Genomic DNA, 25,318 nt, shown 5'->3' on the forward strand with positions numbered 1-25,318 from the left:
TAAAGCAGGTTTTCCATACTAACGTTCACGTGGTAGTTCCCACAGGTTAAATCCCATTCCAGTATTTTAGGAATTCTGAAAGTTCATAAAATTGAATATGAGTTTGTTACAAATAAATTAACGTGAATTAAAATTACAGTTGTTGAAAAATTCCATAGTTCAATTAACAAAACTACTTCAATCGACCGTTTCCATGAAATAGAAAACAGATGGAGAATTAATTTTTCAACAACTCTATTGTTGTTTTTTGAAGGATTCTAAATTTTGAAATAAGCTCAACATAATATTCGTTCGAGTAATAAAAACGTAGTCTTCAAATTTAAAGGAATTCATTCATCCAATCGAGAGTTTTTTTCAATTTAATCTTTTCCAAATCCGATCCTAAAAACCGAACCTGTGCGTTTTTTTCGATTCGCATTCCGGTAGGCCGAACCCCGGTCCTAAATTCGAATATTATTCTTTTATAATTTTCTGAAATATAACCCTCCCCTTCCAAATCAATGATAGAATGATTCAATATACCTAATATTTGTTTTTCAGAATATAATTCCTGACAAAAATCCCTGATTCCAGCGGAAAGATCCTGAAAAAGATTTTCCCTTTTTACGTCTCTGATACCGATCACAGGAGGAAAAGTTGCCCTTTGAGGTAAATTTCTCAATCGCTCCACCGTATCTTTTACGTTTAATCTTTCCCAATCTACAAATAATAAACCGGGTTCATATTCTTTAAATTTTTCCGTAAGTGTGGTTAACTCTCTGCAGGGAAGTGTTTCCCATCCTAATATCTTAAGATGAGCGCGTATCCTTTGAAACAAAAGCGGATCGGGTCCAATTACGATCGAATTTAATCCTTTTTTTTGAGTCAAATTTTCCAACGGTATATCGACGACTTGAGAAGTTTGAAGATCTAAAAAGTAGTTTAGACCTTGCTGAAATAGTTTTCTTAAAAAAGAAGTTTCTATTCTTCCGATTAGTATAGGACGTTTAGACCAATCAATCGCAGTTTGTAAAGAATCGGTCTCTATATTTTTGCGAACTACAATTTGCCCAGGAACAGACTCTGGAAATCTTTCTCCACTTGTCCACTCTTGCACTGACAATTCTTTCCAATCTAAAAGTGAAAATAAAAGTTTCTCTTCCTTTTTTGAAAGTCCATTTAAGAAGATACAATCGAACAGTAGGCTTACCATGGGTATTTTGCTTGACCGAAGACTTTTTTAGCGAATTCTAGAATTGTGCGATGCGCAAAAGACGCAACCAATTAAAATGAAACTTCTAAAACGATACGCGAATCGAAGACTCTACGATCCTGAGACGAGTAAAACAATCACTCTCGAAGACGTAGCGGAGATGATTATCAAAGGAGAAGAAATTCGCGTGATCGACAATATGTCCGGCTCCGATATTACTCCTAAAATTTTAGGGCAAACTTTTTTAAAAGTTTCTCTCGGCCAAAGAAACGAAGAATTTTCAAATTTTATGCTTTCTTCTTTAATCCGCGAGACCGGAAAAGACATAAGTTCTTTGTTCGGCAGATTGGTGTTAGGTGGAATTGGAGCCAATTATCTGACTCGAGATCGTCTGGAAAAAATTCTACAATCCATGATCGCATTAGGCGAACTCAAACTCGAGACCGCCACCGAATACAGAGACGATCTATTAACTCGTTTAGCAAACAGAGCATCCGAAAACAAACTTAGGATTCAAGAAGACCTTAAAAAAATCGGTAAAGAACTGGAAGAGTCAACAGAAACCGATCTACCCTTGGAAGATTTATCCGAAAAAATCCGCAAAATCGCAAAAAGCGTAAAAAGCGTAAAAGAAAAGGATGGCTGAAACTTTAAGCCGAAGATTCCGAATACCGATATAATAAGAGAGGGAATTCCATGTTTAAGAATATTTCGATCTCTATCATTTTGTTTTCTATTAGTATTTTGCCTTTATTCTCCTCCGATAAGGCGATAGAATATGCAGATAGAGCCTATTTCGAGCAAATCCGTAAACTTGAATCCGGTTCTTACGAAGAAAAAGTAGACGCAGCCGATTATCTCAAATTCGTAAATAACAAACTCGCGGTCCGGCCTTTGATCAACGCACTTCGCGGAAATCCTAAAATTCCTAAGTCTCTCGAAAATCATCCTTATCTCAAATTTACCGTCGCACAGGCACTCGCAGTAATCGATCACGTGGATGCGATCAAACCAACTATAGAAGAATATAAAAAATTGGAACCCACCATCCAAGAAAAGGATGAACCTTACTTCACTTCAAGAGAAGATTATACGATGGTAATTGCCGCTGGTGAAATTTTAAGAACAATCGGAAGTTATCCTTATATGAAAGAATCCGAAGAAGTTTTGGTGAACGCATTAGGTCATACAAACTATTATATCCGTGCCTCCGCCGCGGACGGATTGAAGTACATGAATCGAAAGGAAACAGTAAACTTCTTAGTTTCCACTTTAGAAAAAGAAAAGAACGAATTTACCAAAGCTGCACTTTTAAACGCGATTGTTAATATTATGAAAGTCGCTGATAAAAGTTTTTATAGTCTCTGCGATATGTTGAAAAGCGAGAATCCTTCGGTTCGTTATCGTACTTCGATGGCTTTAGGAGAAGTGGATTTAAAAGCTGCAGAATTTTATCTTCGTCAAGCCCTTTTGGTAGAGGATAAACAAAACGTCAGAGATCAGATCCGTAAAGATTTGGCGTCCGTTTTAGGTTTTAAACTACCTACAATTTCCGTAATCTTTGCGGAATAGTAAAAAATTTAATTTTGAAACGATTCTTATAAAAGCAGATTTTATTTAAACTTTTTGCTTCCATAAAACTGGATTTTATAGAATAAATCCAAAAATAAAAAACCAAACCAATGTCCTCACTTGAGGACTTTTATTTTTGGGAAATTCCACAAAATGAATTTTTTATGAAATGATTAAAGATCGCAGAACAACGATTTTACGAACAAATTTTACAATTGTAGTAGTTCCTATTTTTGGAAAATTCTTCCGACGAACTCACATTATATAAGATTTTACTTATTGATTTCGGAATAAAAAAGAAATTCAATTTCTTTTAGAAAAAGACAAACTTTGTAAGTGGTGGGAGATACTGGGATCGAACCAGTGACCTCTACCATGTCAAGGTAGCGCTCTAACCAGCTGAGCTAATCCCCCTTTACAGGTTTGTTTTCCAGAATTTGTTTTCCTTTGAATTCGTAAAGAAGATTCATTTTTATATCCTAATTTTAACGTGAGTTCTTAATTTGATAATAATCACTAAATCAACGTTTTATATTGAAATCTGATAGTTATTTTACACCTAACTCAGAACTGTATAAACAAAAGTATCCACGATTTTCAACGCATAAAAATGATAACGAAGATAAACGATAGATTTTTGCGAAAATGTAGGAACTCTTATAGATTACATCGATTTCTGAATTTATAGTTTTTTAAAATTCAGAGACTGATTGTTTTAAGATTGAAAAGTCAAAAAACTAAAATGATTAGCAATATGAATCGAGTGAGCCAAATCATATTCCTCTTTGGTCAACGTTCCATATGCAAAATGAGGTTTTAATCCTCCTTCGTAAGACTGAAACTTAAGAATCGTTTCCTGTAAAATTGAAATACTTTCTTTCCAAGAAGTATCGATTCGAATTTCCGTAGCTCCTGGAATTGGAGCTTCTAAATCATGGGACATTTTTTGAGAAAACGCGAACTTTAAGAAAACGAGCCTTCCAATCGTATTCTGAAAAAGTTTGCTTTTATTTTCCGGATAACCTTGGATTGAATATTCGATCGATTGTGCACAGTGAAGAAATACTTTTCCAGCGTCCCAGGTTCCATATCCCTGAATCGAATTCAACTTTTTGAATATTTCAAGTTGATTTAACACTTGAGAGAGAGAAACAAAGGACAGGTTTTTGTTAACAACTCCCTTAGGTTCGGAATTGCACCCAGTAACACTCGTTCCCGCACCAATGAAAACGAAAAACTTTAAGGAAGAACTTAAAAATTCTTTTCTATTTAACTTTTGCATATTGAAGTCCTATTATAATTTTTAGGGAAAAGTTTTTGCAAATCTAAATCGACAAATTTCCTAAATAGTCTTAAGAACTTGTCCCAAAACCTCAAAGAATTTTACGCGATAATTTCTTAGAAATTTTTAATAAAATGTAGTAGTTTCTACAAATTAGGTCTCATCTGGCAATTTGCGAACTTTCAAGCAGTTCTAATCTCATTAAATTTTCGTAGTAGTTCCCACATTATGAGGTTTTGGGACAAACTTCTTTATTAGACACTCTATTACATAGTTCTAAGTACTTGGGTTCAGCATAAAGAATCCAGGGTTCATTTTTCTGAAAAAAGTTGGAATCTGAACTTTACAGATCAATTCTTAAAATGTGGGAACTACACAAATCACGATTTCACGAACAAATCCTAAAATTGTAGGAACTCATACTTTTAGAAAATTCTTTTTTATTTTCTTACGTCGAACTCATGTTAATTTATAAAAAACAATTGAGACTTCAAATAAATTTTTTAAAAAATAGATCTTACTGATCTCTATAAAATTGAGTACCGTTAATTCTATTACAAAACCCTGATTCTATGTAAAGTATTAGGTACTTTATTATATAGTTATGAGTAACGTTTTATGCCGATCCTCAAAGACAATAGAGTTGTTGAAAAATCAATTCTCCATCTTTTTCTATTTCATGGAAGCAGTTTTGTTAATTGAACTATGGAACTTTTCAAGAACTCTAATTTAAATTTTTGAAACGTTTATAATTTTATCAGAACTTCCCCGATCAAAATTCAAGAAATATTTCCGTATTTTGATTGTTTGGTTATAAAACCGAATAAAGATTTTTTCAAAGAAGGTTCTCCTTAGAATTAGTAATAAGTCTTTACCTAATTTCTAAAATACGTTAAAAAATACTCAAAAATATGTTTCTTTAGTTTCAAAAATTAGGCCTTAGAAACTTTTGGAATTTGCACGTTAGGTGGTGTTCGGATTTGTTTATAAAGATTTAAAAGTTATTTTTAAAAGGACTTTAGAATTTTTGCATTTCCCACGAACATAGATTTTTCTATAATTCAGGAGAAAGTTAAAATTTCTATACACAACTTAATTTTAGCAAAAGACCAAATTTACGAACTTCCAAAATCGTAAATTTTTTCAGGAATTACAAATTATAATTTTCAAAAAATAAAAAACGGGCAAAAGCCCGGAAATGTTTTGTTATAACGGATATAGGAGAAAACAACACTCTGAAACAAACATAAAGGGGTGTGTTCAAAGGAAGTATTTGCAGACCTCTCTACAAATACTTCTTCATTATAAATAAAAAGTTTTTGGGGAAAATAGGAGTAAAAACAACAAAAGGAATTGGATGTGCAAGAAGTTGAATATTATTCTTTAGCGGCAACATTGTATTTTATGATTGCTGCATTTGGGATTTTGAAAAGAAACAAACAAAAAAATATCGGTACCTCGGTGTTGTTTTTTTTAATGGCCTGCGTTTTTTGGTCTTTTACGGCCACGGTTTTTATCTCGGAAAACATTTTCGCAAAGAAGTTAGCTCAATATTTTTACGCCTTTTTTTCGATGGCGATTGCTTTCTTTTTCATGAATTTCGTGATCAATACGAAAAAAAATAATTTACCGTATGTTTATTCCGATTTTACCACACTTCGAAAACTTCTTCTTCGCAGTTTTGCCTCCACCGCTGCGATCGTAGTCATTTGGGACTTACTTGATGAATTCAAAATTCCTAATATTTCTGAAATAGTTTCTCTGGGAATTCTCCTATTTTTCGTCTATCTTTTATTCCAAACCTTAATTCTTTTATATTCTTCTAAAAACAAGGATACCTTGTTAAAAATTCTTCCATCTATCAGCCTATTGCTCGTCATTAAACTTACGGAAGTATTTCGTTACTTCGAAGGTTCTAAAATCATGGAGCCGATTCATACATTCCATTATTATTTCTTAATCCTTTCTCCGATCATACTGAGTGAATGTATTTCGATGATCTCTTCAGATATTCAAAAAACCCAAAGCAAATTTCTGTTAGACGATTCCATAAAAAACGAAATGGATTCCCAAAGAGATTCCATTCAGGAAAAAAGATCTCTTTTAGAAGACCTTAATATTGAAAAAGTAGAAACTAAACTCGCAGAACTGATGCAGAATGAAAAGGTTCATCTAGATGAAGAACTTAGACTTCCTTCCCTAGCATCGGAAATGGGCCTCTCCGTACATCATCTTTCCGCTTTTTTAAATGAACATATGGGAATGAATTTTAATACCTTTATTAACCATCACCGGGTAAAGGAAGCAAAGGTTATGTTGTTAGAGGAACCGGATCGTTCTATTCTTTCCATAGGAATGGCCGTAGGTTTTAGTTCTTCTTCTGCATTCCACAGAGCATTTTTGAAAGAAACCAAAAAATCTCCGAAAGCCTTCAGAGAAGAGAACCTTCCCAATTATAAAAGTAAGGAAGATGAAATGGAAAATTTGGATCCTAGATATTCTCATTCGATCTAAACATTTGTGTCCGAATCGATCTGTAGTTTGAACTAAAACTAAGTAGTTCCCACAAATTTAAACTTTTTAAGACGATTTATAAATTTCCAGAATATTTAAAATTGTAAGAGTTCCCACATTTTTGTGAAACTAAATCGTCTCGTTTCTATGACCGCTCGAAGAAACTTTAGCAAAACGCTTTCCTCAAACTAAAGCGTCTCGCTTCTACGGTCGCTCGACAGATCGCGTTCTAAATTGTAATCTAACGTGAGTTCGGCGTAAGAAAATTGGGGCAAATAATAAACTCAGGTGCTGCTCTCTACCATAACCTTACCACAAGTTGAAAGAAGATTTTAGAATCAGAATTGAACTAAAGCAAAACGCTTTCTACCATAACCTTACCCACAAGTTGAATAGGATTTTAGAATCAGAAGGCTCAAAAACGCACATTTTTCAAGTGTTCCGACAAGAATGAGTCTTTTTACTTGCAAAAAGCATGTTTTTCTGATAGAGAAAAGTCTTCCGAATTTCTCCACCTGAATTGCGACCCATGGGAAGCAATTCATTGAGTTGCCCCACCCAAAAATAAGGGCGGGAACTCAGTTTTACAGAGGATTTGTCGTAATTCCCACAGATTTAATATACTTGTGGGTAAGGTTATGGCTCTCTACGGATCGCGTTGTAGGATGGGAACTCAGTTTTACAAAGGATTTGTCGTAATTCCGACAGATCTATATTGAAATCTAAATACTTGTGGGATTGGTTATGGCTTTCTATGGATCGCAGCATAATAATCGCTTTCGCATTTGTTACGCCCTGCTCACGTTAATTTAAAACGAAATATCATATTACGTTGCTAAATCTTTATATACAACTTCAATGTAAATCTTATGAATGAGGGCGATTTCTTCCTATAATCGTATATAAACCTTTCGCCACCGTTTGGAGCATTCTAGTCATCACTCCTTTCAGTTTAATTTTAAGAAATAATTCCAAAACGAGCTCTCTAAGCGCAAGATCAAAAGGTAGATTATAATTATTCCATAAAATTGTAAAATGAAACGGATAATTCTGTTCCGGCTTATTCTGAGAATTGGGGGCGAAATGAATCAGGGTTCCTTCTACAATCGTTTCATCCTGATTGATATGTTTAAACTCCACGTAAATCCGAACCCTATTTTTAAGAAACGGAAGAGGAATTACCTGCAGTCCAGCAAGTTCAGACCAAGTGATGTCGTTTAACGATAAAAAACCCCTCGTTTCCCCGCCTAAAACTCCAATCTTGAGCGTCCCTCTTTTTCCAAGTCTACAAAATCCACTTTTAGTCCTGAAAAGAATTTCGAGAGGAGAGCCGGAATCCATATATCCGCCTTCGATCGATATATCGTGCAATTGAATTGAATAGGTAGGGGTTAAGGTTTTATCCACTATGGAAATCGATCCATTTTCTATTTTCATATTTTGGAATACGATTTTCCCACGTTTAGGCATTAGTCCTATTTTTTTCTGTGGACTTATTATGTTCGTGTAATCCATATGAAAATTTTTGAATATAGAGAAAGGGATCCTCAATTTACCTTTGAAAAGCGAGAAAAAGTCGATCTTTAGATTTAAAAAAGAAATCCTTGCATAAACTTGATCCGTTTTTAATATTCCCGGAAATTCGATGGTACAATTTTTAGAAATTACGTAAAAGATAGGCAACAGTATTCCAGAAGAGATCCATTTGAATTTAAAATGTCGGAAGGAAAAAAAATTAATCAGAAGTTGTAATACAGGACCAGATACCAAAAACTGAAGACTGGCATATATAATTAAAAGATAAAATATCACCTCCCCCATCCAATTCATAAAAACTTTACCCATGGGAAGGCCGCACCAAACGGAAGGAGCGTTACGCACTCTTTATGAATGGGAAAATTGTCGGTTTTAAAGGAAACCACCGAAAAGAAAAAAGGATCGTTTTTCAATCGAGACGTTTACTTCTTTTTCTCAAGAATTCTATTTTCGATATTCTTCTTATCCATAGAAGAAATCTCGAGTTCCTTTGCAAGGTCGTCTAAAAATTCTCTTTCCTTCTTAGTAAGAGCCCCATCCATAGAAACGATTACACACGCGTCTTCATAAAAACCGGCCGCCATAATCGGATTTCCTTCCGAAAAATTACGGACCGTTTTTACTGGAAGAGGATTTTCAAACACTTCCGACAACTCTCCGATGATAGAAGTTTTTTCGCTTTGATGATCAAAGAAGATACAACCTTCCTCGAAAAGTGCTTTTACCATCTGTCCGACAAGACTTCCTTCTTTTTGATGAAAGATTCCGTCGGCCATACAGGAATAAGACCAGATGCTGACTAGAACCTTTGTATAGTTCATCTTTAAATGGAATATCTCCTGCTCAGGGTTCATTTCTTCTCTGAACTTCTCATAGAATTCATGCCCCGGCAGAACTTTACTTGCAAGAGATGAAAGATTCTCCATTGGCATCGGTGGTTCCTCCAGGTTTTCAGAAAATTCTATCCGAACCATTGATTTTGCAATGAAAATCCGAAAAGAAAGACGTTGATTTTGACCTAAATTTTAAGAACCTGACTTTTGTGAACTCTTCTTCGTCTCATAGAAAGATACTAGTTACTTCAGCTCTTCCTTATGCGAACGGTCCGATTCATTTAGGCCATGTATTAGAAGGAATTCAAACAGACATTTGGGTTCGATTTCAAAAGGCAATTGGAAACGAATGTTATTTTTTTTGTGCAGACGACACGCACGGAACCCCTGTAATGTTAGCGGCGCGTAAAGAAGGAATCACTCCCGAACAACTTATCGAAAGAGTAGGACAAGAACATTATAGAGATTTAACTTCTTTCGGAATTGAATATGATCATTATGATTCCACACATTCTAAAGCGAATCAAGAAATTTCCAAAGATATTTATCTGAAACTAAAATCGAAAGGTCATATTTCAAGAAGAAGTATAGAACAGTCCTACTGCGAAACAGATAAAATGTTTCTTCCAGATCGTTTTATCAAAGGCACTTGCCCCAATTGTAAATCCAAAGATCAATACGGAGATAATTGCGAAGTTTGTGGCGCCACTTATAACCCTAAAGATCTGATCGATTCTCACTGTTCTTTATGCGGAACTTCTCCGGTGGCTAAGAACTCAGATCATATATTTTTTAAATTGGGAGATTTCCATAAAAAAGCCGAAAAATCGACTTCATCAGAAACCATCACCCATTTAAAAACTGATTTCGATTTACAATCCTGGATTGAAACGAGTGGAGTCGTTTCCGAATCAGAAGGTGTTAAAAAGAAACTGAAAGAATGGTTTGATGCAGGACTACAAGACTGGGATATTTCCAGAGACGGTCCTTATTTTGGTTTTGAAATTCCAGGAGAAACGAATAAATATTTTTATGTTTGGTTAGACGCCCCCGTGGGTTATATGGCTTCTTCCAAAAACTTTTTTGAAAAGAATTTTCCAAACGAACCGGACAAGTTTGACTCTTTTTGGAAAGATAAAAACTCAGAGATCGTTCACTTTATCGGTAAGGATATATTATACTTTCATACTTTATTTTGGCCAGCTATGTTAGAAGGCAGCGACTATAGAGCCCCTTCTAAAGTTCACGTCCACGGTTTTATAGGTGTCAACGGAGAAAAAATGTCCAAATCCAGAGGGACGTTTATAAAAGCGGAAACGTTTATAAAACATCTAGACCCTGAACATCTTCGTTTTTATTTAGCCGCTAAATTAGGTCCGGGAATGGACGACATCGATCTTTCTTTTGAAGACTTTGTGAATAAAATAAATTCGGATCTTGTAGGAAACTTGATCAATTCAGTTTCCAGGGTTTCTACTACGATTTTAGACGTATTAGATAGAAAGTTAGGAGTTGTTTCCAAAGAGGGCATTGCCCTAATCGAGGAAATTCTATATCAAACCGTAAAATCCGGTCCCGGTGAGGAGTCGATTCAGAATATTATAAAATACGCATACGAACAGAGAAATTATGCTAAAGTTTTGAGAGAAATAACACGTCTTGGAGATAGGGTAAATCGTTATGTCAACGATAATGCTCCGTGGAAACTCATCAAAGAAAATCCGGAAAAAGCAAGAGAGGTCGTGACTGTAACCTTAAACGCGAGTCGTTTTCTTGCGATTTATCTTTATCCCGTAGTTCCTAAAATTTCAGAACAGATTTATAAATTACTGAATCTACAAGGTTCTCCTTCGTTTAAAGATTTAGACAAAAACAGAATATTAGAAAATATCAAAGTATTACCGTACGAAATGATTTCCAAACGAGTGGATGAAAAGGCGATCAAAGTTATGTTAGAAGAAAATAAACAATCGGAACATTCTAAAAAAGTAGAAACTTCCGGAAATCCAGTTCAAGAAGAACGACTTGAAATTTCTATAGACGATCTTTCTAAAGTAGAATTGAGAGTGGGTCAAATTGTGGAAGCCGGTCCGGTCGATGGCGCCGATAAACTCGTAAACGTAAAAGTGGATTTAGGTGAATTAGGAATCAAAAACGTTTTTGCGGGAATTAAAGTCGCTTATCAACCAGAAAATTTAAAAGGTCTAAAGGTTGTGGTCGTCGCCAATCTCAAACCTAGAAAGATGAAGTTCGGAATTTCCGAAGCGATGTTACTCGCTTCCGGCGAAGGCGAATCTTTGAGTTTATTTATACCTCACAAGGACGCTAAACCGGGAGACCGATTGAAATAAACGGCTTATCTGAAATTTTATTCCGACTTACACAATCTACCCTTTTGTACTGAGACAAATTTATATGCGTAATTTAGAATGTAACTCCCGGATTTACAATTTATATTGAATAGAGTGAAAAACATTCTCTGCACAATCTCTTTTCAAAAAGTCCTAGTAGTATAGTATTTCTGTCGCAAGACTTTAATTTTAATGTAAGTTCAATATAAGAGATTCTTGCAACTTAACTTTCAATCGGGTAAACTTTAGTTCTGAAACAAATTCAAAATAAGACCGCTAAAAAATGAAAATTCGGATTGTATGTTTTAATTGAAATCAGAATATTCCATTCCGGAAAACAAAACAATAAGACAATCCCTCTGGAACTCATTCATCATATGCCTTTACAATTAGATATAACCTACAGTTTTCAAAGACTCTTAGAAAAAAGTAAGAACGTAGACGGGCGACTCGTTTCGAGACAACTTACACATATCGTGGATTCTTTTATACTTTCCAAATTTGAAAGTTCAAAAATCGGATTAAAGTCCGGAGACGAACTCTCTATCATTGCAATGGGCGGATATGGAAGAATGGAAATGGCACCTCATTCCGACATTGACCTTTTGTATCTACATAACGGAATCAAAGAGGAAAGATTAGAAACGATCATTTCCAAGATCAACACTTATCTATACGATTCCGGAAAAGAAGTCGGACATTCTTGTAGAACGATCAAAGAATGTTTTCGCTACCTAGATGATATGTCCACTTATCACGCTTTTTTAGATGCTCGTTTTCTTGCCGGATCAAAATCTCTATTCGAAAAGTTTAAAACGAATTTTCTGGAAAAACTTCCGATAAAATTAACAAAACGTTATAATGAAATCAAGGAAGAGATTTTAACATCTCGGTTTCTCAACGAAGAACGTCCGATTTTGTTAAGCGAACCAAATCTAAAAACGGATCTTTGCGGACTTCGAGACATACAATATATGTTCTGGATGGAAAAACCGTTCCGCAATCTTCCGTCCTTAAGCGGATTATCCATACTTCCCGCCTTTCAAAGAGGAGAAATTCAACTGCTACAGGAAGCTTACGATTTTATTCTACGCGTAAGAATCGCAATGCACACGATCACTTCCAGGAAAACGGATCGATTGGATCTAAACCTTCAACAGGAAGTTGCGGAGTATTTAGGTTACGGCAAAAAAGAAGAACTCTCTTCCGTTGAAAAATTTATGCACGTATTATATCGTCATCAAAAAAATATCTACTTTATTATCCGTACTTACTTAGATTCCATTCTCGAAAAAAGAAGAAGTTCAAAAGGAGAAAGTTTTTCCTACGAAGATCTTAATTTTTTTAAAATAGGAGATACCGTTTTTCCTCCTACAATCGGAACGTTATTTACAAATCCACATACGGTTTACAGAGACGTTATGCGTTCTTTTAGAATGATTCAGGAAAAGAATCTACAAGTTTCCGGAACTTTATTAAACGAATTTAGGTTCGCGTCAAATTTTTTGGACGACGATTTTAAGTATTCATCCGAAGTGAATGAGGAATTTTTAAAAATTCTGAGAACTCCTTCTCAAAGAGGAAGAATTTTGAAGTTAATGCACGAATCCGGAGTTTTAGGAGCGATTTTACCCGAATTCGGCGCTTGCACCAACTTTCCACTGTTCAGTTATCACCACGAATACACGGTAGACGAACATACATTATTGATTTTGCATGAACTTGATCTTTTAGATCGAGGAGAATTTCAAGACGAGGAAGTTCAAAAAGCCTACAACGAGTGTTCCAAAATCGAACTTCTGGCGCTTGCAATTTTATTACACGACGCTGGCAAAGTAAAAGAAGGGGACCATTCCGAATACGGAGCGGAACTAGTTGTATCTTTAGGAGACAGATTAGGACTTGATGAAGAAGATACGGACTTGTGTCGTTTTTTAGTTGAAAAACATACCGTCATGTCGGAGTTGAGTTCTAAAAGGGATATAGGCGATCCGAAATTGATCCTTGACTTTGCAAGAATTGTAGGAAGCAGAGAAAGATTAAGAAAACTTTATATTCTGACCGTAATAGATACTAAGTCCGTCGGGACTGGAGTACTTACCAATTGGAAAAGTGCAATATTAAACACACTCTATCAAAATACAATTCCCTATCTTGCAGGAGACTCCAAAGATAACTTCGAACAAACGGGACCTACTCGAGAGATTCAATTAGAAAATCTAAAAAATTATCTAATCGACAAAGAAAATTTAAACAAAGAAATTTCTAAATCCATCGTAGAGTTCGCCGACCAAGTTATTCCACCCTCTTATCTAAACACGGTATCTAATCGCAAAATATTAAGAAATTTTAAATCGATCGGAATACTCGCACAAAACCCCGTTCTTAGAACAATCTTTGAAACGGAACAAGATCCGGCGTTTGTTACCATTGACGTAGTTACGTCAAATCAACCGGAAATTCTTTTGGATCTATCCTGCACCATTTCTTCCGAAGGACTCAGTCTTTTAGGAATGAAAAGTTATACTCTTGGAGAATATTGGATCACGACGGTTCAATTGACCGATTCAACCGGAGGAGGAAATATCCCACAAAGTAAACTGGATCGAGTCGAAAACAAACTCAAATCCATATCGTCCGGAAATTTAAAACGTGAAAGTATCGCGTTCCAGAGAACGGATTGGAATCCTAGAAAACCTGCACCAGAAAGTATCGTCAATCGTTCCGTTCAATTTTATAACGAGGACCTTCCAGACGTAACAATTATGGAAGTTAGAATGCCGGATGTTGTGGGTCTGGTTTATAGAATCCTTCAAATCATTCTTTATTTAGATCTTAAGGTTTGTTACTTGAGAGTTTCTACGAGTGCCGATTACGCGTATGATTCTTTTTATCTTCAAACGTCTAACGGTTGTAAGCTGGAAGATCAGAACTTACTTTTGAAATTAAAAGAAAAAATTCTTACTATCCAGCTAGGAGAACAAATTTTAGAAGAGGTTTCCGTTATTTAAACGGAAACTTATTTCTTGATTCAAGAATTTAGAATACGAAATGTTTTTATATCTTAATCAAAAAGTCATATCCGATTTCAATTTCTTCCTTTGCCTTTATAAATAAAAGAGACGGTTTTTCTAGACTAAAATCGGAAAATTGAATATTTACTTTTCCAAATATACGGATCTGCCCCACTCCCTTTGGCTCAACTTTTCCAGAAGATTGAAAGTCGCGAGTAATTCCGTGAATCGTAAGTTTACCACGAATCAAATACGTTTCACCTACGGAGTCGGCGGATTCCACTACGACTATAATTTCCGGAATATCAGGATAACCTAAAATTTCCATGATATGAGAATCTCTGTTTTCATCCCCCGAATGAATTTTCAAAATCGGAATTTTAATTCCAAAAGGAGAATTCAATTTATAAACGGTTCCGTTTGTTTGAATTTGAGGAGAATCGATTTGTATCTCCTTACAAACCCCGTGAACTTCTTTCATAGGATGGATCGCCAGAAAAGTGATTTCTTTTTTAAGGATCTCAGACGCATAACTTTGAGATGTAAAAAAAATCAAAAACGACAAAAAGAATTGGTTAAAATGTTTCATATATTAAAATTCCTTAAAATGTAATTACGAACAAAGACAAAGTAAAGGCTCCAAAACCAGCCCATCCTACTTGTTGCATATCTCTCGCCGCTTCGGGTCCGTGTTTCTCGATCCTTTGTCCCAAAGAAGGTAAAATCAACATCGCCGCTAAATGTAAAGGAATCAAAGCCTTGTGAGCGAAAATGGGGCTATAAACATTTACGTCCGAATCTTCCGAATCTACAACTCTCTTAGGAGCAAAAAAAGCTAAACCCGCAGTCAAAAGATACATTCCAAAAGTAGAATATGCTAATTGTTTATGGAAACTTCCAGAATGTTTCGCTTCCCATTCTTCGTTAGATTTTAATACAAAATACAAAGGAAAATTATTAGCGGGATCTTTGAAAAGAAAATACGTGGCGGCAATACTATTCTGGTCTAAACCTTGAAACAAAGAAATCGAATAAAGCGGATCATTGTTTGAATATTCCGGATGTGTAAGAAGCAAAATCTTAGAATATTCATCCGATTTTCTATATAAACTATCTTTTGCCTTTTCACCTTCCAAATTCGTAACCAACCAAAGTCCTAATGTGATAAAACCTGCAAGTTGATGAAAATCCAACATTTTTCTTCGGATTGAAATCTCTTCCTTAGTCGTTTTAGAATTCGACTTTGACGAGATCGTAGTAGTTGTGGCTTGAGCGTCTAACGTATTCCAGACGAAAAAACCAGATAACAACAGAATTAAAAACCTTTTTCGAATCATAATAAAATCCTTATTCTTTTTCGGTTCTTGGAGAGTATAAAGGAAAAGTTTTCCTTATACAACAAAATTCCGCAGATTTTTTCGAAATGAATGATTTAAGAATTTCTTTTTCGTCTATAAAGAAAAACGAATTCTTTGGATAAATTCCAAAAAATGATATTGAGTAGTTTTATTTTTTTAAGATACCTTTATAAAATTCAAAGATAATAAAGTTTTTAAAAGTTCAATTAACAAAACTAATTCAATCGATCGTTTCCATGAAATAGAAACAGATATAGAATTAATTTTTCAATAACTCTAATAAAGTTTTTAGAAAACCCATATCTACTTTCAAAAATAAGTTATGTATTTTACAAAGACGTAGAAATATTATAAATCAAGATTATTCTGAAATTTATAAATTTTTACGAAGTAAATTCTATATTCTAACTTTTGAATGTCATGACCTTAGAATCGGCATCTCTTCGAGCCCTTGACTAACCGTCAATAAGGGAGAATAACCTAAGTCTTTTTTAGCGTTATCTATTTTAATCGTACAATCTCTGGACATGATACTAGCGCTAAAACGGGTCAAAGGAGGTTCATTTTTAATCCCGAATAATTTCCAAACCGCTTCGACAATTCTCGCTAAAAAACGTGCGAGCCATCCCGGAATTGAACGATTTGGCGCCGTTACTTTTTGAGTTGTCAGTAGAGATTCTAGAAAATTACGAAAGTTGAATATTTCATCGTCCGTTACGAAATACGCCCTTCCTCCTTGGCCTTTGGTAAGAGCCAGTTCGATGGCATGTACTAAATTATAAATATGAGTTGTACTGGTGAGAGCCTTTCCGTCGTCGATCCAAGAAAATTTTCCTTCCGCAATCATTTTTAAAAGAATTGGTAGAACCGTTTTATCTCCCGGCCCCCAAATCAAACGAGGACGAATTGAAAGCGTCTGCATCTCAGAAGAATTGGACTTTAGTACTAATTTTTCTGCTTCGGCTTTGGTTTTAGAATAAGGAAAAGGGGAATTTTTCGGATAAGGATAAGATTCGTCTATATCGATCATCGGTTGTCCGTAAAAAAGCGCCGCTTCGGTTCCGATAAAAATAAATCGTTTAACACCTGCTTGTCGGGATGCCTCTAAAAGTTGAGCAGTTCCTTCCACGTTTACTTTCCAAAAATCTTGGAAAGGCCCCCATTGTTCCACATAAGCCGCACTGTGAATAACTACGTCGATTCCTTGTAAGAAACTGGGATCCACCGAATTGAGTTCGCATCGAACCGGTTTTCCCCCCGCTTTGGATACTACTAAATCCGTTTTTTCGGATCGAGACATCGCTAATATGGTATGTTTTTTTGATAAAATCCGGGTTGCTGCCTCTCCTACAAAACCGGACGCCCCTGTTATAAAAATTTTCATCTCCTCATCCTCCTTGAATATAAGCGATTTATTATTTTCTTAAGTTTATTTTTTATATAAAAATAGATTGATTTTATAATATTTTTTCATATACAAATCTATTCGTAAACATTCCGTCATTACTCTTAAAAATAACTTCTTTTAAAATCTAAAATAAATGGATTGTACAATCAGTTTTTTGTATAAAATTCACGTTTGCGACCTTCATCATATACAATATCCGCTTTTACAGGTTTCAAAAATTGTCCGACACAAACTCTGATAGAAATTCTTTTTGCAAGTCTTAATAAAACGTAGTACATCTCACGGATTACGTCCCCTTAGAATCTATATCCTTTTGGATAATTGTGGTAGTTCCCACATTTAAAGAATCAATCTGTAGAGGCCAGCTTTCAACTTTTTTCAGAATCATGAGCTCCTTACATCGAGTTCACGTTAAAATAAAAAGACTTGTTGGATTGCAAATGATTTAGTCCAGATGCGACGTAACTTGTGGGAACTACTGCATTTTATTAGAAATTTCTAAAGGGTTTATTGTTGATACCTTCTGAGGTTTTGGAACAATCTCAATATTAGAATATGTGAAACTTTATTTAAGAAATTCCTTCCTCCCGAAAATTCGGGAAGAAGGCTCTCAAGAACGGCGAATTTATTCGGAACGTATTTCCTTAAAATTCAGAGAGCAAAAAACAAAATTCTTTGGTTTAGCAAAAATCCTATTTTTTGATAAAATGGTTGAGGATATTATCTCGAATCTCTTCGAAACGAACCAGCCCCCAAGCTAAATTGACTTTTAACTTCAGGGCGTTATCACTCATATCTTTTTCCCCCTGTGTTTTTAATTGATCAAATCTTGCTTCGATCTTCTCTTTGCCTTCATTCAATTCATCTACGAGTTTATCAAAAATCTCGCGAGAAGTCTGAACGGCTCCGATCCCTACGTTGATTATGTCATTTAATTTTTTATTTTCCATATACAACTACCTCTCAGTTTGCTTTCGAGGATCTCGTTCTCCATTTTTGTGCAGTGCATAAAAATGGCAATACTTTTTTCCTTTTTTTCTTACCTATCTCTATTTTTTAGTAGTTCAAAGAATTTAAAAAAGATAGGATAATGCACATTGTTAAAACAGACAGAAAAAAGTGAGAATTACTTACTTTCTTTTTTGGGAATGACTTTATTTGTCATCTGGGGGCTTTTCAATTGCGGAGTAGAAATCAAACCAATTGGCCCTTCTCAAATGGACTGTAAAAGAATCGAAGGACTTCCGGGTCCCGAAGATTTAGCGATCGATCGAGAAGAAAGAATTTTATATATTTCAAGTCACGAAAGAAGAACTAAAAACCAAACTGGAAAAATTTTTAGGATCGATTTGAAAAATCCATCTGCGACTCCTGAAGAAATCCCAGTAAAATATCCTTCTGAATTTCGACCCCACGGAATGAGTCTTCTTAAAACCAAAAATACTTACAGACTCTACGTAATTTCTCACCCACAACCTTTCAAGATTCATACAATCGAAATCTTTGAACGAAAGGGAAAAGAATGGTCCCATGTAGGAACTCTTACAGACCCATTACTAACAAGTCCGAATGATCTTTCAGTAGTATCCGAAAATGAAATTTATCTTTCCAATGATCATGGAAAGGGAAACGTCCCAAGGTATCTCTGGGATGATCTGTTTCAAATCAAACGCTCAGAAATTTCCTACTACGACGGTAAAACCTGGTCAAATCTCGGAAATCCTCTTTCTTTCGGAAATGGAATTTTATATACAAAAGATTCCCAAGGAAACGAATTTCTATATCGGTCCGGTTATATGGATCAAAGTGTATTTCAATTTCAAATCCGCAAAGAACAGGGAAAACCGATACTTGGAGAACCGAAAAAGATCCTAATTCATTTTGGACCTGACAACCTAGAAATAGATTCAAAAGGTAGAATTTTTGCGGTCACTCACGGCTCTGGGTATCAATTTTTAAGACATATAGGCAATCCAGACTATTTATCACCGACTATAATATTTCGAATTTCTTCGGACGGAACCTTTCAAGAAGTGTTTGCTAATCCAGGAGACTTAATTTCAGCCGGAAGTACCGCAATACCTTTCGAAGGAAGATTGTATATAGGTCAAGTATTCAATCCATATATTCTAAATTGTGAATATAATAATTCCGATTGAAATAGTAAATTTTAGTTTTGAGTTTATCTCAGAACTTCAATCATCTTTGAATCCACAAAAACAGTCATTGTATAATTTATGAACTTTTTATTGATCTCTATCCAATTGAGTATCGCGAATTTTAATCGTAATTACAAAATATTAGGACTCTATTATAACGTGAATTCAACGTAAAAACCCGGGCGAATCCCGCCAATGGTCTATAAAGAGAAAGATTAAACGAGAACAGGCGGGACCGGGCTCTTAGCTCCAGTCAAGTTATTGTGTGCAATAGTTATACATTCAATTTCTTTAATTTCAATAACTTGACTCCACAACGCGACCCTTAGGAAAGCGTTGTGTTGAGTTTCCAACGCGACCTGTCGAACGACCTAGAACGCTTTAGTAAAAAGCGTTTTGCTGAGTTCAGGGAGCGAGACGCTGAGTTTCAGGAAAGCGTTGTGCTTTAGTTTCCAACGCGATTCATAGAGAGTGTTGTGCTTTAGTTCATTCATCGATCCCTTTCGCGTTATACTGAACTCACGTTAGATTAGAGTTGTTGAAAAATGCCATAGCGAAGATTCGCAAAACTGCTTCAATTATCCATTTCAATACAATGAAAGTAAATGGAGAATTAATTTTTTAAAAAATTTAATATATTCAAAAACTTTAAAATTTAAGAAGAACGTGTCTCGAATGCAAAACGAAAGTTTAGTACTTATAGAAAATCTTTATATGTCGAACTTACGTTTATTTAAAATAAAATTTAAGAATCGTATCTGTATAAGCGGTCCCCATTAAATCATATCCGACCGGATTTGGATGAACTGGGTCCGTTTGTGAATACAAAGAAACGGATTTTTCCTTTTCTAAAAAAGCCGATTCCATATCCGTGATCGGATATCTGGAACCTAAACTTTTTAGATAAGAATTGATCCGAAAAATATTCTCTCGATAACCTGGATTGATCGTAGGCGGTAGAATCGTTACTAAGATTATAGAATTACTACGAGCTTGAATAGAACTAAGAAGATTTTCGTAATTTTCAGGAAACTGATCGATGGAACCAGGAATCGCATCGTTTGTCCCCAATTCTAAGATCAATAAATCTTGGCGTTCCGTTAAAACGGATCCAATCATATGAGTGCAACCAGGAACGTCCATTCCCGAAACGGAATAATCCGTGACGGTAAATCTAGATCCCAATTTTTCTCTCAGACCGAATCCATCCGATCTCTGAGACAAAGAATCTCCTATAATTCCTACCTTCAAAAGAGGGCCGACCAAAGGCAATAAAGAAGAAAGTCCATGTTGTTCGCCTTCTTTTCCCACACAAGAAATCAATAAGAAAAATAGAATATTATGAAATTTAAAAATTTTACTACAAAGATAAGATTTCATTTTTTCTTCCGAAGATAAATTTCCGCCTGAGCACGTACTAGTTTTCTGGTAGTAGAAGGTGAAACCGATACGTTCCTCTTATAAAAAGAAGATGCGTTTTCTTTCAGATAATTTTCGACACTTTCGTTCCGTTTAGTTCCTTCGCTAAAAACAAAAGTATCAATAGTATCCAAAGTGTTCACGAACATTTCTGAAGGAACTGGTAGTTCCCCCGGAATAAACTCTAAAATTTTTTGATTGGGGTATTTTTCTTTTAAATAGAAATACGGATCAGGGATCGCTTGAAGATAAACTTTTTTAGAATACTTCAACTCCGCGACGATTTCTTCTGAAAACTTTTTTCCTAGATCGAATTCAGGATTGATAAAACCAACTTTCCGATACGCTAAAAACAACACAATGAGGTTACAAAATAATAATCCGGAACCTATATAGATTACCCTCTTTCGATCGGGTTCCTCCAAAAGTATTCCGCCTAACGCAGAAAGTGGAAGAGTAAGATACATTACATAATAGAATTCCGTTGATAAAAATAAGAACACAACCGTTCCTAAAATCCAAATCAATAGAAATAAAAATTGCTCCTTCTTTTCTTTGAGTAATCTTTGATTAATTCCGATTCCCGCTAAAAGAAAAATATAAAATAATATTCTGATTCCTGGATTTTCGTATCCTCCGATTAAAATTTTGATCTTAGTCAAAATTGAAAAGACAGAAAAAAGTTCCTTTTTTCTGCCAAATTGCAATCCAAACTGAAATAGAAACGAATCCCAATGAGGTAATAACCAAACAATCCAAACCGAGATCGGAATCATTCCTCCGATCCAAAACAAAGTAGAAAATAATGATTTCCTTCTCCAAAGAAGATACAAAGACGGAATTCCAAACACGGAACCGAATGGATGAGATAAAAAGGAAAGTCCTAAAAAAATTCCGGAGAACAAAGATTCTATTTTCCCAACAGGTTTTGGAATTTTATCCAAGGCGGTTCGGACTATACAAAATAAACTTGTTAACGCAAAGAACAAACAAAGAGTTTCCATCCTTGCCATCGTGCCTACTCTCAAAAATAAAAGATCTGTAACAAGTAACAAACAGGAAAACAAAACGGATAAAGAAGAGAATCCGATTCTAAATAAGATCCCACAAAATATAAAAATACAAACCGCCGCGAGTACAAGCGTATATAGCCTAAGCCCTACAATTCCTGGAAACACATACTTCATCCAAAGACCGCCTGAAAAAAAATACAGGGGAGGCATCCACAAAGTTGTTTCTTCCATTCCAGGAATCAATCCTTCTAAAACCTGAGTTCGAATAGTTCCAAACTCTGCAAAATCTTGAGAAGGAGAAAAAAACAATACCTCGTCCGGCCAAACGGGAGGAAACTCAAGTCGATCGTTGTACGAAATCCATAGGAAAAAAAAGATTAAAACAGCCAAAACAAACCAAATGATTGTCTTGGTGGAAAGAAAACGGGACATAAAACCCAAGGAGAGAATCCGGGGCAAACCCGGATTTTAGGCAAGCGAATCGAGAGCGGAACTTTCTGTTTCGTAAACTTCGAACAGATCCAGCAATTCGACCACATCAAATACTTTTTTACAGGGGGAGTGATACAACAAAGTTTCAATTTCCTTCCCTGTTTTTCCAATTCTCTTACCATACCTACAAAGATACGAATCCCAGAAGATGAAATGTAAGAAATATTTTCCAGGTTGATTAAAATATCACCCTGCCCGGATTGAACATCATCTAGTAACTTCGCTTCTACTTCGTCTGAATGTCCAATATCCAGCCTGCCGTTGAGCGCTACCAGAGTATGTTTACCGATCTTTTTCGTTTTGATTTCCAAAGATGGCTTCCTTTTGGAGTATTAGGACTAACTTAAGTTTTCGAAACGCGTTTACAACTCATTTTTAAGTTCAATATCCAGAATTTCATCTAAAGAAAATTTTTCTACCGCTTTCAACTCCGATTTTTTCCCAATCAATTGGTAAACGGCTCGTCTTGTTTTTAATCCAAGAAAGCCCGCAATAAATTGAATCGAAAAACCTTTAGAACTCAATTGAACTGCAATCGTCTCTCGAATTTTAGAGCAACTCACTTGAATCCCAGTTTTACGTTCTAATTTTTCGAAAAATTTTTGAATCGTTTTAGGATGTAACTTCCCATTTCTTCCAGGAAATAGATATTCTTCTGGATTTTTATATCGAACCGTTCCGTAAAAATCTCTAAGTAAAAAAGAAGAAATCTTTAGATATCTATTTTTTCGCCCTCGAACCATCAATAATTGATTTTCTAAATCAACGTCTCCACAACGTATAGAAATCAGTTCTTCCGGTTTTAGTCCAAACATAATCAAAAATCGAATCCTAACAAAATGATCAGGTTTATCTCTGTTTGTATTCATCAAACTTCTTATTTCTAAATCTGTAAGTATATTTTTATATTCTTCATTTTCCGGATTCGTTTTTCTCAGATTCATAAATAAGAACCTCTCCTGTTTCAATTTAAGGAATCTCTATAAAACCCAACAATCTTCTTATCAAATTACTGAATGAAATCACCGCTTTGTGATTATCATAAAATAAAAGATCTATTTATAAAAGTTCCCTTTAGGTTTTTCATATATTCCCCAAAAACAAAGATAATAAAATCTTTTTTAACTAAATCAAGAAAAATATTCCCAACCATATAACAAATTTTATGAATATTCAAAAAACATTAAATATTCTATTTCGGAATATTAAAAATCAAAAAATAACTTTCAATTTTCTTTTTATAATAAACTTATAATTTTCTTTAAAAATCTAATTAATTTTTTTGAAAAACCATCTACAAATTCAAAGCAAACTGTCGCCTCGTCAGGTCTCCGGATGAAATCACCGTTTAGTTGCAACTTTATAAAAGTATCCCTACAGTTTTAGTCACAATGTGGATTAGTTTTCACAAATTACGTCTCTTTATGAATTTTTACTACTCGGACTCATGAAAATAATACTAAAAATTAACGGGTAATTTTACCAAAGATGCAAAGGTTCTCAAAAAACTACGCCTAACCAGATTTTGGCTTTTTTGTGATAGATCCCACATTCTAACTTTTAAAACAAGTTCACGATAGTATTGTTTTGATATGTCCGAGTAGTAGCTCAGCATTAGAAATTCGTGATTCGTTTTTAAGTCTTCTGATTGTAGGAACTATTGCATTTCGAGAGTTAGAAGACTTAAAAAGTCTATAAGATAAGAACCTTTTCGATTTGAAAAAGTAGGAACTACTACAAAAGTTAGAGTCCTTATACAAGTTGAGAGATAACTAAACGGCCTAAAGAACGTTTTCATCTACGCGATGTAAATATAATTTAACGTGAATTTGGCGCAAAAAAAATCAGAAAGAATTTTCTAAAAGTAGTAGTTCCTACAATTTTAGAATTTGTTCTTAAAACCGTAATTCATGGTAGTTCCCACATTTTAGGAATCGATCTGCAAAATTCAGATTCCAACTTTTACAGAAAAACGAATCATAAATCCTTATAACAAATTCACTTTCAATAATAGAGTTGTTGAAAAATTCCATAGTGAAGATTCGTAAAATTGCTTCAATTGTCCATTCAATCCAATATAAACAGATCAAGAATTAATTTTTCAACAACTCTAATACTTTCGTTGGAATTTATAGTATAAATTCCTACATTCTAAATTTTTAAACAATTTCAACATAGTATTAGCCGAATCATATCTCAAAGTTGATAGTGTTAATAAGTAAAACAAAATAATCGATTGAACAAGAAAGATTGGATATAAAAAGGCAGTAGAATTTTTTTGAAAAAACATTCATGTCTTCCGAAACCTGCATCTATTGCGGAACCAACCGAACCATCTGGAATCAAAAAGGAAAGATCGGTTGTATCCATTGTCTCAAATTATTTCGAAAAGAATACCAAACTCACATGAGACAAAAAGACTTTATGATTTCTCCTCGATTTTTACAAGGCCAAGAACTCGAGAATTTTCTTCGATTTGAATCTCTTTCCGAATCAGAAAAAATTCTTGAAATAGATAAAATCTCTCCTCCGTTTACTTACAGATTAAGAATCGGTCGAAATTTTTCCGGCAGAATTTACCCGATTGTCGCCGAAGTTCCGACCCAAATTCTCAAAGAATTTTTAACTCAACACGTAGATCCCAGTTTTCTGAAAACCAAAGAATTGACTCAGAGAATTCCTTGGGGAGAGGGAAGTTTTTTTTTCGGAGATGAAGAACATATTCGTTGGGAAATCCTAACTTCTACCGTTTCCGAACTATTCCGACAAATTGAAAATTCTCCTTTAGAAAAGTTAGAAAATCAAAATGATTTTGACTATGATCCTGAATTAGGTTATGTCACGTCCTGTCCTACGAACGCAGGCACTGGAATTAAAATCAGTTTTAAACTCTCTACAAAGTCTTGGGAAAATCGAAAAAATGCTTCTTTTAAAATACCCGGTTTTTTAGAATTTTATCTCGAAAATTCATCCGAATTTGTCGTTTTTTATCTGAAAAATTTTACTCTTTCTCAAAAAAATTCCTTTTTAAATTTAGTTTATTATTTAGCCTTACAGGTGGAACCGGCTTAAGCCCGGAATTTAAACTAACTTCCGCTTCTTTTTTGAAAACGTTCCGATACTTAAATTAAAATCAATGATCCGGTTCCCTTAGGTGGGAATTTCAAAGCGAATT

19 protein-coding genes, 1 tRNA gene and 2 pseudogenes are annotated in these 25,318 nt (G+C 34.8%); 7 read left to right on the forward strand and 15 right to left on the reverse strand.

Annotated features, from left to right (window positions below; translation table 11 throughout):
- Positions 1-155: 155 nt before the first annotated feature.
- Both LEP1GSC049_RS2000000228690 and LEP1GSC049_RS218675 read right to left on the reverse strand, forming a co-directional pair.
- A pseudogene (locus LEP1GSC049_RS2000000228690) lies at positions 156-236 on the reverse strand (transposase); the annotation flags it as partial.
- Between the two features lie 83 nt (positions 237-319).
- Positions 320-1,192, reverse strand: a complete 873-nt coding sequence (locus tag LEP1GSC049_RS218675) for a hypothetical protein (RefSeq protein ID WP_016560655.1) — start codon at positions 1,190-1,192, stop codon at positions 320-322.
- A 76-nt stretch (positions 1,193-1,268) separates the two neighbouring features.
- Between LEP1GSC049_RS218675 and LEP1GSC049_RS218670 the strand changes: the two genes are divergently transcribed.
- Both LEP1GSC049_RS218670 and LEP1GSC049_RS218665 read left to right on the forward strand, forming a co-directional pair.
- Positions 1,269-1,838 (forward strand): polyhydroxyalkanoate synthesis regulator DNA-binding domain-containing protein, encoded by a 570-nt coding sequence (locus LEP1GSC049_RS218670; protein ID WP_016560621.1) that lies wholly within the window; start codon positions 1,269-1,271, stop codon positions 1,836-1,838.
- Between the two features lie 50 nt (positions 1,839-1,888).
- Positions 1,889-2,764 carry a HEAT repeat domain-containing protein gene (locus tag LEP1GSC049_RS218665; RefSeq protein WP_004754140.1) on the forward strand — a complete coding sequence of 292 codons (876 nt, stop codon included), beginning with the start codon at positions 1,889-1,891 and terminating at the stop codon, positions 2,762-2,764.
- Positions 2,765-3,101: 337 nt separating this feature from the next.
- Here the strand turns inward: LEP1GSC049_RS218665 and LEP1GSC049_RS218660 are convergent.
- Positions 3,102-3,178, reverse strand: a tRNA-Val gene (locus LEP1GSC049_RS218660).
- A 301-nt stretch (positions 3,179-3,479) separates the two neighbouring features.
- The gene (locus tag LEP1GSC049_RS218655) at positions 3,480-4,046 is read right to left on the reverse strand and encodes a DUF1569 domain-containing protein (protein ID WP_004763329.1); all 567 of its coding nucleotides are present in this window, start codon (positions 4,044-4,046) and stop codon (positions 3,480-3,482) included.
- 1,359 nt (positions 4,047-5,405) lie between these two features.
- On the opposite strand from LEP1GSC049_RS218655, the gene LEP1GSC049_RS218650 reads away from it, so the two are divergent.
- Entirely contained in the window at positions 5,406-6,560 is a 1,155-nt protein-coding gene (locus tag LEP1GSC049_RS218650) for a helix-turn-helix domain-containing protein (protein ID WP_016560653.1), read from the forward strand.
- Between the two features lie 867 nt (positions 6,561-7,427).
- Here LEP1GSC049_RS218650 and LEP1GSC049_RS218645 read toward each other — a convergent pair.
- Both LEP1GSC049_RS218645 and LEP1GSC049_RS218640 read right to left on the reverse strand, forming a co-directional pair.
- Complete coding sequence (locus LEP1GSC049_RS218645) at positions 7,428-8,441, reverse strand: hypothetical protein (protein WP_016748205.1); 1,014 nt, start codon at positions 8,439-8,441, stop codon at positions 7,428-7,430.
- 77 nt (positions 8,442-8,518) lie between these two features.
- On the reverse strand, positions 8,519-9,022 hold the full coding sequence (locus LEP1GSC049_RS218640) for a tellurite resistance TerB family protein (protein WP_420890165.1): 504 nt from the start codon (positions 9,020-9,022) through the stop codon (positions 8,519-8,521).
- A gap of 116 nt (positions 9,023-9,138) precedes the next feature.
- Between LEP1GSC049_RS218640 and metG the strand changes: the two genes are divergently transcribed.
- Positions 9,139-11,280: a methionine--tRNA ligase gene (metG, locus tag LEP1GSC049_RS218635; RefSeq protein ID WP_004754005.1), complete on the forward strand. Its 2,142-nt coding sequence runs from the start codon at positions 9,139-9,141 to the stop codon at positions 11,278-11,280.
- Positions 11,281-11,657: 377 nt separating this feature from the next.
- A complete protein-coding gene (locus LEP1GSC049_RS218630) occupies positions 11,658-14,291 on the forward strand; it encodes a bifunctional uridylyltransferase/uridylyl-removing protein GlnD (protein ID WP_025175930.1) in 2,634 nt (877 codons plus the stop codon).
- Between the two features lie 46 nt (positions 14,292-14,337).
- On the opposite strand, the gene LEP1GSC049_RS218625 is transcribed toward LEP1GSC049_RS218630, so the two are convergent.
- The 5 genes from LEP1GSC049_RS218625 to LEP1GSC049_RS218610 all read right to left on the reverse strand — a co-directional run bounded on the left by LEP1GSC049_RS218625 (position 14,338) and on the right by LEP1GSC049_RS218610 (position 18,010).
- Positions 14,338-14,883 (reverse strand): YceI family protein, encoded by a 546-nt coding sequence (locus tag LEP1GSC049_RS218625; RefSeq protein ID WP_004755389.1) that lies wholly within the window; start codon positions 14,881-14,883, stop codon positions 14,338-14,340.
- A 13-nt stretch (positions 14,884-14,896) separates the two neighbouring features.
- On the reverse strand, positions 14,897-15,631 hold the full coding sequence (locus LEP1GSC049_RS218620; protein ID WP_016560600.1) for a hypothetical protein: 735 nt from the start codon (positions 15,629-15,631) through the stop codon (positions 14,897-14,899).
- A gap of 439 nt (positions 15,632-16,070) precedes the next feature.
- A complete protein-coding gene (locus LEP1GSC049_RS218615) occupies positions 16,071-17,036 on the reverse strand; it encodes an NAD-dependent epimerase/dehydratase family protein (RefSeq protein ID WP_016560650.1) in 966 nt (321 codons plus the stop codon).
- 170 nt (positions 17,037-17,206) lie between these two features.
- On the reverse strand, positions 17,207-17,338 hold the full coding sequence (locus tag LEP1GSC049_RS2000000228925; protein WP_004754082.1) for a hypothetical protein: 132 nt from the start codon (positions 17,336-17,338) through the stop codon (positions 17,207-17,209).
- Between the two features lie 414 nt (positions 17,339-17,752).
- Positions 17,753-18,010 (reverse strand): LIMLP_16025 family protein, encoded by a 258-nt coding sequence (locus LEP1GSC049_RS218610; protein ID WP_004755164.1) that lies wholly within the window; start codon positions 18,008-18,010, stop codon positions 17,753-17,755.
- 147 nt (positions 18,011-18,157) lie between these two features.
- On the opposite strand from LEP1GSC049_RS218610, the gene LEP1GSC049_RS218605 reads away from it, so the two are divergent.
- Positions 18,158-19,219 carry an SMP-30/gluconolactonase/LRE family protein gene (locus LEP1GSC049_RS218605; RefSeq protein ID WP_004754823.1) on the forward strand — a complete coding sequence of 354 codons (1,062 nt, stop codon included), beginning with the start codon at positions 18,158-18,160 and terminating at the stop codon, positions 19,217-19,219.
- A 729-nt stretch (positions 19,220-19,948) separates the two neighbouring features.
- On the opposite strand, the gene LEP1GSC049_RS218600 is transcribed toward LEP1GSC049_RS218605, so the two are convergent.
- The 4 genes and pseudogenes from LEP1GSC049_RS218600 to LEP1GSC049_RS218590 all read right to left on the reverse strand — a co-directional run bounded on the left by LEP1GSC049_RS218600 (position 19,949) and on the right by LEP1GSC049_RS218590 (position 23,087).
- Positions 19,949-20,599: an SGNH/GDSL hydrolase family protein gene (locus LEP1GSC049_RS218600; protein ID WP_004754681.1), complete on the reverse strand. Its 651-nt coding sequence runs from the start codon at positions 20,597-20,599 to the stop codon at positions 19,949-19,951.
- Complete coding sequence (locus LEP1GSC049_RS218595; RefSeq protein WP_004755370.1) at positions 20,596-22,092, reverse strand: ArnT family glycosyltransferase; 1,497 nt, start codon at positions 22,090-22,092, stop codon at positions 20,596-20,598. Before LEP1GSC049_RS218595 ends, LEP1GSC049_RS218600 begins: the two co-directional genes overlap by 4 nt.
- Before the next feature lie 27 nt (positions 22,093-22,119).
- Positions 22,120-22,454: pseudogene (locus LEP1GSC049_RS0205420) on the reverse strand (STAS domain-containing protein).
- Positions 22,455-22,505: 51 nt separating this feature from the next.
- Positions 22,506-23,087: a tyrosine-type recombinase/integrase gene (locus LEP1GSC049_RS218590; protein ID WP_016560652.1), complete on the reverse strand. Its 582-nt coding sequence runs from the start codon at positions 23,085-23,087 to the stop codon at positions 22,506-22,508.
- 1,348 nt (positions 23,088-24,435) lie between these two features.
- Here LEP1GSC049_RS218590 and LEP1GSC049_RS218585 point away from each other — a divergent pair.
- The gene (locus tag LEP1GSC049_RS218585) at positions 24,436-25,215 is read left to right on the forward strand and encodes an ATP--guanido phosphotransferase (protein WP_004773716.1); all 780 of its coding nucleotides are present in this window, start codon (positions 24,436-24,438) and stop codon (positions 25,213-25,215) included.
- The last annotated feature ends 103 nt before the right edge of the window (positions 25,216-25,318 follow it).

It is taken from the genome of Leptospira kirschneri serovar Cynopteri str. 3522 CT (assembly GCF_000243695.2).
Lineage (GTDB): Bacteria > Spirochaetota > Leptospiria > Leptospirales > Leptospiraceae > Leptospira > Leptospira kirschneri.